The sequence below is a fragment of the Nocardia rhamnosiphila NBRC 108938 genome, from assembly GCF_000720425.1.
Classification (GTDB): domain Bacteria; phylum Actinomycetota; class Actinomycetes; order Mycobacteriales; family Mycobacteriaceae; genus Nocardia; species Nocardia rhamnosiphila.
In genome coordinates, this window is record NZ_JOAJ01000008.1 from 282752 (window position 1) to 295371 (window position 12620).

The window sequence follows — 12620 nt, forward strand, 5'->3', positions numbered from 1 at the left end:
CGGGCGGCTGGGCAACCGTTTACGATACGTCGCGTACCGCCCTGGTAGAAGCAAGTTCGCCGAAGAAACTGGTTATCGTCTCGGCGCGCCTGCGAGCGGATCGCGACGGCGGCGAATAGCGTTCCGCACCAGTCGGATACTTGACATAACTCCAACCCTATGGTTGAGGTTCAGGGTTTGCTCGGATCGTGGTCCGCGGATCGTGGTCGCGCGGAACGATATCGAGCATCCGAAAACGACAGACTTTGGATCGAAGGAAGGCGAGAGCTCATGACGCCCCCGCACAACTACCTTGCCGTGATCAAGGTCGTCGGTATCGGCGGCGGCGGCGTGAACGCCGTCAACCGAATGATCGAGCAGGGTCTCAAGGGTGTCGAGTTCATCGCGGTGAACACCGACGCCCAGGCCTTGCTGATGAGCGATGCCGACGTGAAGCTCGATGTCGGGCGGGAGCTCACCCGGGGGCTCGGCGCCGGTGCCGACCCCGAGGTAGGTCGTAAGGCCGCCGAGGATCACAAGGACGAGATCGAAGAGGTGCTCAAGGGCGCCGATATGGTCTTCGTGACCGCGGGCGAGGGCGGCGGTACGGGTACCGGCGGCGCGCCCGTCGTGGCGAGTATCGCGCGCAAACTGGGTGCGCTGACCATCGGTGTGGTCACCCGTCCGTTCTCCTTCGAGGGAAAGCGGCGCGGCAACCAGGCCGAGGTCGGTATCAACCTGCTGCGCGAATCCTGCGACACCCTGATCGTCATTCCCAACGACCGGCTGCTGCAACTGGGCGATGCGGCGGTCAGCCTGATGGACGCCTTCCGCTCGGCCGACGAGGTACTCCTCAACGGTGTGCAGGGCATCACCGACCTGATCACCACCCCGGGTCTGATCAATGTCGACTTCGCCGACGTGAAGAGCGTGATGTCGGGCGCCGGTAGCGCACTCATGGGAATCGGTTCGTCCCGAGGGGAGGGCAGGTCGGTCAAAGCGGCCGAGTCGGCGATCAATTCCCCGTTGCTGGAAGCCTCCATGGACGGTGCGCACGGAGTGCTGCTCTCGATCGCCGGTGGTTCGGATCTGGGCCTGTTCGAGATCAACGAGGCCGCCTCGCTGGTGCAGGAGGCCGCGCATATCGAGGCCAACATCATCTTCGGTACGGTCATCGACGATTCGCTCGGCGACGAGGTGCGGGTCACCGTGATCGCCGCGGGATTCGACGGCGGTGGTCCCGCGCGCCGGACATTCGATCCGGCGACCACACGGGGATCGCTCGGATCCGGGCGCACCTCGGAGATCTCGGCGCAATCGCGGACCGCGGAACTCGGCCAGTCGCGCACCGCCGAACTGGGGTCGGCTCGCGGCCAATCGGACGGTTCGGCCTCGACCCGCTCGTCGGACTCCGGGTCGGCGATCGCGCGCGGCCCGGCCCCGAGCTACCGCGATACCGAACGCACCCGTCCGCCGGTGGATCCGACGCTGTCCCACAACAGCCGGTCCCATATCCAGCCGCCGCCGGACCTGCCCGACGATGACGACGACGATGTGGACGTCCCGGATTTCATGCGCCGCTGAACCCGGTGCCGTGTCATCGGTGCTGATCCGCCCGCGCCGAGTGCGCGGGCGGTCCGCTGTCGCGGGTGCGCGTGCCGCCGCCGGACGAGGCGGGGCTGCTCCGAACTGCCACTAGGCTCGGTGGCATGACAGCGGCACCGGTACTCACCGTTCGACGGGTCGTCACCACGCGCGCCGGAGGTTTCTCCGCGCCGCCCTACGATTCGTTCAACCTCGGCGATCATGTCGGCGACGATCCGGAGGCGGTGCGGCGCAACCGCGCCCGGCTCGCCGATACGCTCGGGTTGCCCGCCGATCATGTGATCTGGATGGAACAGATCCACGGCCGCACGATCGCGACGGTGGACGGGCCCCGCACCGAACCGTTTCCCGGCACCGACGCCCTGATCACCACCCGGCCGGGGTTGGCGCTGGTGGTGCTGTCCGCCGATTGTGTGCCCTTGCTGCTGTCCGACGACGAGGCGGGGGTCGTGGCCGCCGTACACGCCGGGCGGGTGGGCGCGCGTATCGGTATCGTGCCGCGGGTGCTGGAGGCGATGGTCGCCGCCGGCGCCCGGCCCGATCGGATCGGTGCGCTGCTCGGCCCTGCCGCCAGCGGCCGGCAGTACGAGGTGCCCGCCGCGATGCGGGCCGATGTCGAAGCGCATCTGCCCGGTAGCGCCACCACCACGGTGCGCGGCACCCCCGGCCTGGATCTGCGCGCGGGCATCCGGCGGCAGCTCACCGCCGCCGGTGTTACGGCAGTTGCCGAGGACCCGCGCTGCACCATCGAGGACACCGCATTGTTCAGCCACCGCCGCGGCGCTCCGACCGGACGATTGGGCAGTGTCATCTGGATGGAATCGGGTACAGCGTGAAAGGCCGAGTGGTCCGCGCGCTGCATTCTGTGGCCGCGGCCGGGCGGTCGGCGCGAAATATGAACTCGCGCATAATGTTCGACGTACGGCCGATGCTCGGTCACTGGGAGATGGGAGACCGATGACGGCGCAGAGACCGTGGCGGATCGGCACGCGGAGATGAGCGGCGCTCGCGCCGGGGGTCGCGGCGGACCCGAAACCGCCCGCACAGTGGCGGCTTCCGCCGTTCGGCCGGAACCGTCTGTCCCGGACAGCCGGGACGCCGCGGCCGGAAACGACTCCCGTACCGCGGAACTGGCCGTGAATCTCGCGCGTCTGCTCGCCCGTATCGATGCAGCGTGCGTCGCTGCGGGCCGGGATCCGGGAGAGGTCCGGCTGCTGCCGGTGACGAAATATTTTCCGGCCTCCGATATCGCCGCGCTGTATCGTCTGGGCCGCCGCGACTTCGGGGAGAACCGTCCGCAGGAGGCCGGTGCCAAGGCCGCGGAGTTGGACGATCCCGGGATTCGCTGGCATCTCATCGGCCGGCTGCAGCGGAACAAAGCACGCCAGGTGGTGCGCTGGGCCCACGCGGTGCATTCGGTGGACAGCGAACGCCTGGCGACCGCGCTCGCCACGGCCACGGCGGCCGCCCTGGATGCCGGCGAGCGGGACACTCCGCTGGAGGTGCTGATCCAGGTGAGCCTGGACGCCGACCCGGCGCGGGGCGGGGTGGAGCCGACTGCGCTGCCGGCGCTGGCCGATCGGATCGCGGACACCGCGGAACTGCGTCTGGCTGGGATTATGGCCATTCCGCCGCGGGCCGCCGATCCGGACGCCGAGTTCGCCCGCCTGGCCGAATTACATGCCCGGCTGCGCGCCGGACATCCAGGGGCGACGGAGTTGTCCGCCGGAATGTCCGATGATCTTGAAAGAGCTATTGCCCATGGATCCACGTGTGTGCGTGTCGGTACCGCTCTCATGGGTGCCCGGCCGATAACCTCGGCGTAGCAAACAAACCTCATCAGTCACATTCGACACATATGCTGGGACACGACGAGGGCTGAGCAAGACTTCAACACCCGGCCGCCACCGGGGCCGAAGGAAGGTCGACCAGAATGAGCGAGCGCAGCGAGCGAGTACTCGACGCAGCCACGAGCGTGCTCGTGACGGGGCCGAGCGACAGCGAGGCGCGGTCATCGAGTGAGCGCAGCGAGCGAGTTATGGGCGCAGCCACGAGCGTGCTCGTGACGGGGCCGAGCGACAGCGAGGCACGGTCATGAGCACGCTGCACAAGTTCAAGGCGTACTTCGGCATGGTTCCGCTCGAGGATTACGAGGACGACTACGTCGACGATCGCACCCCGCGCGGGGTCGAGGACCGTGGCGGGCGCCGGCCCCGCGACTACTCCGACCGCGCCCCCCGCGACTACGACGATCGTCCGGACTACGACCGGTACCCCGAGGACCGCTACGACGGTCCCGACTACCGTGACGTGCCCTACAAGTCGTCCTACCAGCCCAGCTACCCCGCGCCGCGCCGGGACGACTACCCGGGAGACGCCTACGACGACGATTACGAGGGACCACGCCGCCCCACCCGGATCGACGCCGCCGCCTCCGGCCGGTATCGTCCGGGCGGCGGTGCCTCGCTGCGCGGCGCGACCAGGGGAGCGCTGGCAGTCGATCCCGATGCCGAGGAGCGGCGGCTGGCCGAGCGGGTCCGTCCCGAACCGGTTGCCGCCCGCCGTCCCGCGATCTTCGAGGACGGAGGTCCCTTGTCCAAGATCACCACGCTGCGTCCGCGTGATTACAGCGAAGCCGCGATCATCGGGGAGCGGTTTCGCGAGGGCAACCCGGTGATCATGGATCTGGTCGACCTCAGCAATGCCGATGCCAAACGCCTCGTCGACTTCGCCGCCGGGCTGGCCTTCGCCCTGCGCGGCTCGTTCGACAAGGTGGCGACCAAGGTGTTCCTGCTCTCCCCGGCCGATGTGGACGTATCGGCCGAGGAGCGTCGCCGGATCGCGGAAACCGGGTTCTACAACCAGAAATAGCGAGCGGCTCGCCCGGCCGGGCGCCGCGTGGTACGGGCAGGATCGGCGCGGGCATTTTGCACCGCGCCGATTTTGCGGCAGAGTGAGGTCGTGGCCTTGTTCGCGGTGCTGTACTTCGTACTGTTCATCTTCTGGCTGTTGCTCATCAGCCGGGTGATCGTCGAGTTCATCCGGAGCTTCGCCCGCGACTGGCGTCCCACCGGGGTGGTCGTCGTGATCCTCGAGGTGATCTTCACCATCACCGATCCCCCCGTGAAGCTGCTGCGGCGGCTGATCCCACCGGTTTCCCTGGGCGGAATCCGGCTCGATTTGTCGATTATGGTTCTGTTGTTCCTGGTCTTCATCCTGATGTCGGTCGTGAGCCGGCTCGGACAGCCGGTAGCGCCGGTGTGACAGAATGGGCCGTGAAGACTTGCCAGAGCCGCTAGATCTGCCAACGCGCGAAGGGATCCTTCCATGCCGCTGACCCCAGCCGATGTGCACAACGTCGCGTTCAGCAAACCGCCTATCGGGAAACGCGGCTACAACGAGGACGAAGTCGATGCCTTCCTGGATCTGGTGGAGCAGGAACTTTCCCGGTTGATCGAGGAGAACGCCGACCTTCGCCAGCGGGTTGCCGAGCTCGATGCCGAATTGGCCGATGCCAAGTCCGGCCGGGGCCCGGGCGGCCCGGGCCTGGGCAAACCGGTCCAGCAGGCCCCGCCTCCGGAACCGATCAAACCCCCGGTCCAGGCACCACCGTCGGCACCGATCCCGGTGGTCCCGGCCGCCCCATCGGCCGCCGACGCCGCGGCCGACGCGAATATGCAGGCCGCCAAGGTCCTGAGCCTGGCGCAGGAGATGGCCGATCGGCTTACCAGTGATGCCAAGAGTGAAGCCGAGAATTTGCTGGCGAACGCGCGGGCCAATTCCGAACGGATGGTCAACGACGCGCGGGTGCGGTCGGACGAGATGATCGCCGACGCGCGGCACAAGTCCGACTCCATGCTCAGCGACGCCCAGACCCGCTCGGACAGCCAGCTGCGCCAGGCCAAGGAGAAGGCCGACGCGCTGCAGGCCGACGCGGAGCGCAAGCACACCGAGATCATGGGCACCATCACCCAGCAGCGCAATGTGCTGGAGAGCCGGATCCAGACCCTGAAAACCTTCGAACGCGAGTACCGGGTGCGGCTCAAGTCGTATCTGGAATCGCAGCTCGAAGAGCTGGAAAACCGTGGTTCGGCCGTGCCTGTCGATGAGGGTGACTCCTTCGATACCGGGGCCAACCAGCTCGCTCCCGCCTCATTCGGCAAAGGCGAGTAAACGCCCGATACCGCTGGGAGCGAACGGGCGCCCGGCCTGCTGTTCTGGGGGTCATCATGCTTGTCCTGACACTGGCGCTGGCCACGATCGGCCTGGCCCTGCTGATCCTGTCCCTGGCCACCGGCTCGGTGATCTGGGCATGGGGCTGCATCGCCGTATGCGTTGCCGGCGCTGTGGTGTTGCTGGCGAGCGCGCTGTCGATGCGCGCACCCGATGAGGAACTGCCGCCGCGGGATCAGCACGCGAAGCGCTGACGAGAAAAACGGGCGAGAACCAAAACGTCCTTCCGGGTTGCGGGTGCTGCGGCTCCGCGGGCGGTTGTATAAGTGGTTGACCGTCCTGGTTAGAATCAAACCTGTAAGTCGGCGACGATCCGGCCATCACCGGGGAGCTTTCGGAAGAACGGCGCCGCGCGGCGCTCGGTATGCCGCGCACGCTCAGTAGAACCGAACGGGTGAGCCCGTCACAGCTCGTAACGAGAGGTCCACCCGGTTCGCCGGGGCCGGACAAGCGGGGTGGTACCGCGGTTCCGGCGCACCCGTTGCGCCGCGATCGTCCCCGTGCCGAGATACCGCGCCTCAGGGCGCGCCGGGCACGAGGAGATGTGTATCCGCGATGGCGGACGAGAAATCCAGTAGCAGCGCATATCCGCGCGTCGATCTCGGCGGCGGATCCGGTGTGTCCTTCCCCGAGCTGGAACAGGCCGTGCTGGACACCTGGGCCGCCGACGGAACCTTCCGCGCCAGTATCGACAACCGGGCCGGCGCCGAGGAGTTCGTCTTCTACGACGGACCGCCGTTTGCCAACGGTCTGCCACATTACGGTCATTTGCTGACCGGCTATGTCAAAGATGTCATCCCCCGTTTCCAGACCATGCGCGGAAAGCGGGTCGAGCGACGTTTCGGGTGGGACACCCACGGGCTGCCGGCGGAAATCGAAGCGGAAAAGCAGCTCGGTATCACGGACAAATCACAGATCGACTCGATGGGGCTCGCGGAATTCAATGCCGCGTGCAAGTCGTCGGTGCTCCGCTATACCGGTGAATGGCGCGATTATGTGACCCGGCAGGCCCGCTGGGTCGACTTCGACAACGACTACAAGACCCTCGATCTCGACTTCATGGAGTCGGTGATGTGGGCGTTCAAGTCGCTCTACGACAAGGGCCTGATCTATCAGGGCTTCCGGGTGCTGCCCTACAGCTGGTACGAGCAGACACCCCTGTCGAACCAGGAGGCCAAGCTCGACGACGCCTACCGGATGCGCCAGGACCCGGCGGTGACGGTGGATATGGTGCTCACGGTTCCCGAGGACCATCCGCTGCGTGACCTGGACGGCGCCAATGCGCTGATCTGGACCACCACCCCGTGGACGCTGCCGTCCAACCTCGCCGTCGCGGTACATCCGGACCTCCGGTACGTCCAGGTGCGCGGCGCGGACGGCAAACGCTATGTCCTCGCGGCCGAGCGGGTCACCCACTATGCGCGGGAACTCGGTGAGCAGCCCGAGGTGATCGGGGAGTACGACGGGGCCGCACTGGTCGATCTGCGCTATACGCCGCCGTTCGACTTCTTCGCCGGGCATCCGAATGCGCACCGGGTGCTCTCCGCCGACTATGTCACCACCGATTCCGGTACCGGCATCGTGCACATGGCGCCCGCCTTCGGTGAAGAGGATATGGACGTTTGCAGCGCGAACGGTATCGAGCTGGTGCAGCCGCTCGATCCGGGCGGCAAGTTCACCTCCATGGTGCCGCCGTACGAGGGCCTCATGGTGTTCGACGCCAATCCGGTGATCATCAAAGACCTCAAGGCCGCCGGGAAACTGCTGCGGCAGGAGACCGTCGACCACTCCTATCCGCACAGCTGGCGTTCCGGGCAGCCGCTGATCTATATGGCCGTGCCCTCCTGGTTCGTGGCGGTGACGCAGTTCCGCGAGCGCATGGTGGAGCTGAACAAACAGATCGGCTGGGTGCCCGAGCACATCCGCGACGGGCAGTTCGGCAAATGGCTCGAGAACGCGCGCGACTGGAACATCAGCCGGAACCGGTACTGGGGCAGCCCGATCCCGGTGTGGATGTCCGACGATCCCGCGTATCCGCGGATCGATGTCTACGGTTCGCTCGACGAACTCGAACGCGACTTCGGCGTGCGGCCCACGGATCTGCACCGTCCCGCGATCGACGAGCTGACCCGGCCCAACCCGGACGACCCGACCGGGCAGTCCACCATGCGCCGGGTGCCGGAGGTATTGGACTGCTGGTTCGAATCGGGGTCCATGCCGTACGCGCAGGTCCACTTCCCGTTCGAGAACAAGGAGTGGTTCGACTCGCACTTCCCCGGCGATTTCATCGTCGAATACAACGGTCAGACCCGCGGCTGGTTCTACAACCTGCACGTCCTGTCCACGGCATTGTTCGACAGCCCCGCGTTCAAAAACGTGGTCGCGCACGGCATCGTGCTCGGCGACGACGGGCTCAAGATGAGCAAGTCCAAGCGCAACTACCCGGATGTGAACGAGGTGTTCGACCGGGACGGCTCCGACGCCATGCGCTGGTTCCTGATGAGTTCGCCGATCCTGCGGGGCGGCAACCTCATCGTCACCGAGCGCGGTATCCGCGAAGGCGTGAGCCATGCGCTGCGGCCGCTGTGGAACGCCTGGACTTTCCTGCAGTTGTACGCCGCCGAACCCGGGGTGTGGCGGACGGATTCCACCAACCCGCTGGATCGGTACATCCTGGCGAAGCTGGCGCAGACCCGCGATGTGATGACCGCGGCGCTGGAGGAGTTCGATATCGCCGGTGCCTGCGAGGAACTGCGTACCTTCGCCGACGCGCTGACGAACTGGTATGTGCGCCGGTCGCGTGCCCGGTTCTGGGCCGAGGACCGCGACGGGGTCGACACCCTGCATACGGTGCTCGAGGTGGTGACGCGGTTGGCGGCTCCGCTGCTGCCGCTGATCACCGAGGTCATCTGGCGGGGTCTGACCGGTGAGCGCTCGGTGCACCTGACGGACTGGCCGGCCGCCGATACCCTCCCGCACGATCCGGAGCTGGTCGCCGCGATGGATGAGGCGCGGAGTGTGTGTTCGACCGTGCTGAGCCTGCGCAAGGCGCAGAAACTGCGGGTGCGGCTGCCGTTGGCGGAGGTGACGATCGCCGCTTCCGACGCGGAGCGGCTGGCCCCCTACGCCGATATCATCGCCGACGAGGTGAACGTCAAGAAGGTCGACCTGACGACCGATGTCGCCGCGCACGGCCGATTCGAGCTGGCGGTCAACGCACGTGCCGCCGGACCTCGCCTGGGCAAGGATGTGCAGAAGGTGATCAAGGCGGTCAAGGCGGGTGACTGGTCGGAGAGCGCCGACGGGGTGGTCTCCGCGGCCGGGATCGAACTGCTGCCCGAGGAGTACACCCAGCGGCTGGTGGCGGCCGAACCGGAATCGACCGCCGCACTGCCCGGTAACGCGGGTCTGGTGGTGCTGGATTCGGTGGTCACCGAGGAACTGGAGGCAGAGGGCTGGGCCCGCGATGTCATCCGGGATCTGCAGGAGACCCGGAAATCGCTCGGCCTCGATGTCTCCGATCGCATCACCGCGGTCCTCGAGGTGCCGGCCGACCGGCAGGACTGGGCGCGCACGCATCGTGAGTTGATCGCGGGGGAGATCCTGGCGGTCGAGCTGGAGTTCGGGCCGGCCGGTCCGGACGCCGCGGAGCTCACCGGCGGGGTGCGGGCTCGGATCGTCAAGGCGGGCTGAGCCGGCGCTGCCGGTCGGATCACCGGTCCGGCCGGCAGCGGGCGTTCGGCAGCGGCGAGACGGCGTCCGTGCCCATGACCCAGCCGGTGGCGCGCACTAGGGTGAAGTCTTATGGCTTCGGACAATCCCGACGAGTGGTGGCAGCATTCCCCTGAGGGACAACAGAAGAGTGCCCCGTCGGGTCAGTGGCAGCAGGGGTATCCGGCCCAGGGCGGGCACCAGGATCCGGGCGTGCAGTGGGGGCAGACCGCGGGCCACGGCCCGCATCCCACTCCGCAGCAGGGCGCATGGGAGGTGCCGCCGCTGGGGAGCGGAGGATACGGCGGGCCGCCGCCGAAGAACAACGGCCCCTTGATCGCGGTGCTGGTCGCCGTGGTGGTGCTGGTCCTGATCGGTGTCGTCGGGCTGGTGGCGCTGCAGTCGCGGGGTTCGGCGGAGAACACCGCGGCCGGAACGTCCGCGGAGATAACAGGTTCCGTGCAGTCATCGAGTTCGGCGCCCGCGACCTCCACCACCGCGACCACCAGCGCCCTGCCCTCCGCGGGCGAGCCGGTGCTGCGCGAGGGACTGGCGCCGGTCGCCGTGCTCGGCCCGACCTGGCAGGCCGGTGAGAGCACCTACACGATGGCATTCAAGGACTGGCCCTTTGCTTTTCGGGCGCCCGGTTCCTGGGGATGTATGAAGGGGTCGATCGACAAGATTCCGGACGCCCAGGCGTGGGGGTGTGTGGACGAGAGCAATTCCGCTGCGGGACAGAAGGTCAACCTCATCCTCCGCAAATGTCCAGCGACATGTGATGCCGCCACGCGGGCGCGTTTCGAGGCCGACTGGTTCGATGCGCCGGACCGGGCGCGGAAGTTCGACGACCGGACCTCCTACGTGGAGACCGCGGCCAATGACGAAGGCAAGTTCACGGTGGATTTCAGCCGCTTCTTCGCGGCGGAACCGGGTGGTGACCCGGTCTGGCAGGTGGGGGTCTACGTGGAGTCGCCGTCGGATACCAAGGATGTGGTTCTCAAGACGCTGAACGATGTGGCCACCCAAACGCAATAAACATTTTTGTGATGTTCATCACATGCTGGAAGTTTGCCAGAAGCTTGTCGCCCTTCTGCGGGCCGGGCAAAATCATCCTCGATACCGCTGAGTCCGGTCCTCCGGACCACCGGGAACGGTGATCATTTCGTTCGGTTCTACCTGAGTGAAGTTGCGCCGGAGCCGATTCACCCGGCGTAACCCCTGTGGTTGGCGGTGTCCCCACCTCGGTGGCGGATGCCGCGAGAAAACCGGGACGCCGCACGGTGTCCCGGGTACCGACGGGCAGAAGGGTGGGCAAGTGATCGGAATTGCACTGCGCCGGGGTATCGCCGGCATGCTTTTCGCGACGGCCGTCGGCGCCGTCGCCGCCGCCCCCGGGTGGGCGCAGACCGGAAGCGGGGCCAGTGGATCGGCCTCCGGATCCGGATCGCTCAGCGCCAGTGGCTCGGCCGCGTTACCGGTCTCCAGCAGCAACGGGCTCGGCGCGCTGGCCGCCGCGACCTCGCAGACCGGGAAGATGTACGAATGGGGCGCCACCGGCCCGGATACCTGGGACTGCTCCGGTCTCGTCCAGTGGGCTTTCCGGCAGGTGGGTGTGATGCTGCCGCGCACCACCTGGGAGCAGGCCGAAGTGGGTGCCTCGGTGCCGCGGTACGCGCTCTCGCCGGGTGATGTGATCATCATCAACTCCGACGCCTCCCATGTCGGGATCTACGCCGGGTTCGGCCAGGTGCTCAATGCCTACGGCGCCGGCGTACCGGTCGGGCTCAGCCCGCTCGACCAGTTCTACATCTACAGCATCCGCCGTTTCTGAGGCCGCGGCGGCAGCGTCGCCGCCGAACCGTGGTCAGTCGACCTGCCGGCGCAGCAGTGGCCCATAGTCGGGGTGGGCCAGCGCCGAGGCGAACTGCGCGATGAGATAGTCGCCGGGGTTTCCTGTGTCGTACCAGCGGCCCTGGATGACCTGCCCGTAGACCGCATGGTTGGCGGCATAGGCGTTGATGGAATCGGTCAGGTAGACCTCGCCGGTGCGGTGGGTGTACCAGTCTTCCGTCTGCGCCCGCAGTTCGTCGATGATCCCCGGCGTCACCACGTAGCCGCCGATCGCGGCGAAGGCCGAGGGGGCATCCTCGGGTTTGGGTTTCTCCACCAGGCCCGATATGCGCAGCAGGCCGTCGTCCAGGTCCTCCCGGACCACCGGGACACCGTAGCGCTGCGATTCGTTCGGATTCATCGGCATCAGCGCCAGTACCGGGCAGCCCGTCGATTCGTAGGCGCGGATCAGCTGCTGCGCTCGTGGTTCCTCGGCGACGAAGACGTCGTCGGGCCACAACACCAGCATCGGTTCGTCGGCGGCGGTACGGGCCGCGTTGAGTACCGGGGTCCCGTTCCCGTAAGGGCCGTGCTGATCGAGGTACGTGATGTGACCCAGCCGGGACAGTTCGCCGACCTCTTCCACCGCGTCCGCGTAGGCGGTCTTGCCGTCGGCACGCAGTTGGGCCACGAGTGCGGGATTGGGCCGGAAATGATCCTGGATCAGTGATTTTCCGCCGCTGACCACAATGGTGATATCGGTGATCCCAGAGGCCACCAGCTCACGTACCGTGTGCTCGATCACCGGCTTGTCGCCGACCGGCAGCATCTCCTTGGGGATCGCCTTGGTCAGCGGTAGCAGGCGGGAACCGATACCGGCAGCGGGAATGACGGCCTTACGGATCTTCATCGTCCGATCATCACATACCCGTCAGCCGGGGCGCGGTATCCCGGCCCGGTCCCGCGATCCCGGAAACGCCGGGTGGCCGGGTCGATCGGGGCGGGCGGGCCGCCCGGCGGCAAGGCCCCGTGACAGGTCGGCGGGCGCAGAGAACTCCCGGCAACCGGGCGGGATCGGTCCGCATCCCTTCTCCTGTCGGTACGGCCGCGTACATTCTGCGCTCATGGACTCCACGGTCAGGGACAGCGGCCGCGGCGGGAGCGGCCGTCGCCGGGTGCCGCCGCGGTGGCCGGCCGGTGCACCGCGAGCCACTCCGTGGTGAGCGGCCGGCATCCCGGGGCCGGCGCCGGACCGGCCCCGC

11 protein-coding genes are annotated in these 12620 nt (G+C 67.3%); 10 read left to right on the forward strand and 1 reads right to left on the reverse strand.

All coding sequences use genetic code 11. From position 1 onward, the window contains the following. The first annotated feature begins 270 nt into the window (after positions 1-270). From ftsZ to IG75_RS0125795, 10 genes are all read left to right on the forward strand, one after another. Positions 271-1563, forward strand: a complete 1293-nt coding sequence (ftsZ, locus tag IG75_RS0125750; RefSeq protein ID WP_030523843.1) for a cell division protein FtsZ — start codon at positions 271-273, stop codon at positions 1561-1563. Between the two features lie 125 nt (positions 1564-1688). After that, complete coding sequence (gene pgeF, locus IG75_RS0125755; protein WP_030523842.1) at positions 1689-2420, forward strand: peptidoglycan editing factor PgeF; 732 nt, start codon at positions 1689-1691, stop codon at positions 2418-2420. 300 nt (positions 2421-2720) lie between these two features. Beyond that, on the forward strand, positions 2721-3410 hold the full coding sequence (locus tag IG75_RS0125760; RefSeq protein ID WP_245713206.1) for a YggS family pyridoxal phosphate-dependent enzyme: 690 nt from the start codon (positions 2721-2723) through the stop codon (positions 3408-3410). A 268-nt stretch (positions 3411-3678) separates the two neighbouring features. Then, positions 3679-4455, forward strand: a complete 777-nt coding sequence (locus IG75_RS0125765) for a cell division protein SepF (RefSeq protein ID WP_030523840.1) — start codon at positions 3679-3681, stop codon at positions 4453-4455. Between the two features lie 90 nt (positions 4456-4545). After that, positions 4546-4848, forward strand: a complete 303-nt coding sequence (locus tag IG75_RS0125770) for a YggT family protein (protein ID WP_030523839.1) — start codon at positions 4546-4548, stop codon at positions 4846-4848. 63 nt (positions 4849-4911) lie between these two features. Next, positions 4912-5757 carry a DivIVA-like cell division protein Wag31 gene (gene wag31 / locus IG75_RS0125775; protein ID WP_030523838.1) on the forward strand — a complete coding sequence of 282 codons (846 nt, stop codon included), beginning with the start codon at positions 4912-4914 and terminating at the stop codon, positions 5755-5757. A 56-nt stretch (positions 5758-5813) separates the two neighbouring features. Next, positions 5814-6011: a hypothetical protein gene (locus tag IG75_RS0125780; protein WP_030523837.1), complete on the forward strand. Its 198-nt coding sequence runs from the start codon at positions 5814-5816 to the stop codon at positions 6009-6011. 361 nt (positions 6012-6372) lie between these two features. Further along, positions 6373-9510 carry an isoleucine--tRNA ligase gene (gene ileS / locus IG75_RS0125785; RefSeq protein WP_030523836.1) on the forward strand — a complete coding sequence of 1046 codons (3138 nt, stop codon included), beginning with the start codon at positions 6373-6375 and terminating at the stop codon, positions 9508-9510. A 111-nt stretch (positions 9511-9621) separates the two neighbouring features. After that, positions 9622-10563 carry a hypothetical protein gene (locus IG75_RS0125790; protein WP_030523835.1) on the forward strand — a complete coding sequence of 314 codons (942 nt, stop codon included), beginning with the start codon at positions 9622-9624 and terminating at the stop codon, positions 10561-10563. 316 nt (positions 10564-10879) lie between these two features. Beyond that, complete coding sequence (locus IG75_RS0125795) at positions 10880-11359, forward strand: NlpC/P60 family protein (RefSeq protein ID WP_030523834.1); 480 nt, start codon at positions 10880-10882, stop codon at positions 11357-11359. 33 nt (positions 11360-11392) lie between these two features. On the opposite strand, the gene IG75_RS0125800 is transcribed toward IG75_RS0125795, so the two are convergent. After that, positions 11393-12268 carry a UTP--glucose-1-phosphate uridylyltransferase gene (locus tag IG75_RS0125800; protein WP_030523833.1) on the reverse strand — a complete coding sequence of 292 codons (876 nt, stop codon included), beginning with the start codon at positions 12266-12268 and terminating at the stop codon, positions 11393-11395. Positions 12269-12620: the final 352 nt, after the last annotated feature.

What these genes read in the sequence shown, in the direction of transcription:
- ftsZ (WP_030523843.1), top strand. Translation starts at nt 271, where the DNA reads ATGACGCCCCCGCACAACTACCTTGCCGTGATCAAGGTCGTCGGTATC.
- pgeF (WP_030523842.1), top strand. Translation starts at nt 1,689, where the DNA reads ATGACAGCGGCACCGGTACTCACCGTTCGACGGGTCGTCACCACGCGC.
- IG75_RS0125765 (WP_030523840.1), top strand. Translation starts at nt 3,679, where the DNA reads ATGAGCACGCTGCACAAGTTCAAGGCGTACTTCGGCATGGTTCCGCTC.
- wag31 (WP_030523838.1), top strand. Translation starts at nt 4,912, where the DNA reads ATGCCGCTGACCCCAGCCGATGTGCACAACGTCGCGTTCAGCAAACCG.
- IG75_RS0125780 (WP_030523837.1), top strand. Translation starts at nt 5,814, where the DNA reads ATGCTTGTCCTGACACTGGCGCTGGCCACGATCGGCCTGGCCCTGCTG.
- ileS (WP_030523836.1), top strand. Translation starts at nt 6,373, where the DNA reads ATGGCGGACGAGAAATCCAGTAGCAGCGCATATCCGCGCGTCGATCTC.
- IG75_RS0125790 (WP_030523835.1), top strand. Translation starts at nt 9,622, where the DNA reads ATGGCTTCGGACAATCCCGACGAGTGGTGGCAGCATTCCCCTGAGGGA.
- IG75_RS0125795 (WP_030523834.1), top strand. Translation starts at nt 10,880, where the DNA reads ATGCTTTTCGCGACGGCCGTCGGCGCCGTCGCCGCCGCCCCCGGGTGG.
- IG75_RS0125800 (WP_030523833.1), bottom strand. Translation starts at nt 12,268, where the DNA reads ATGAAGATCCGTAAGGCCGTCATTCCCGCTGCCGGTATCGGTTCCCGC.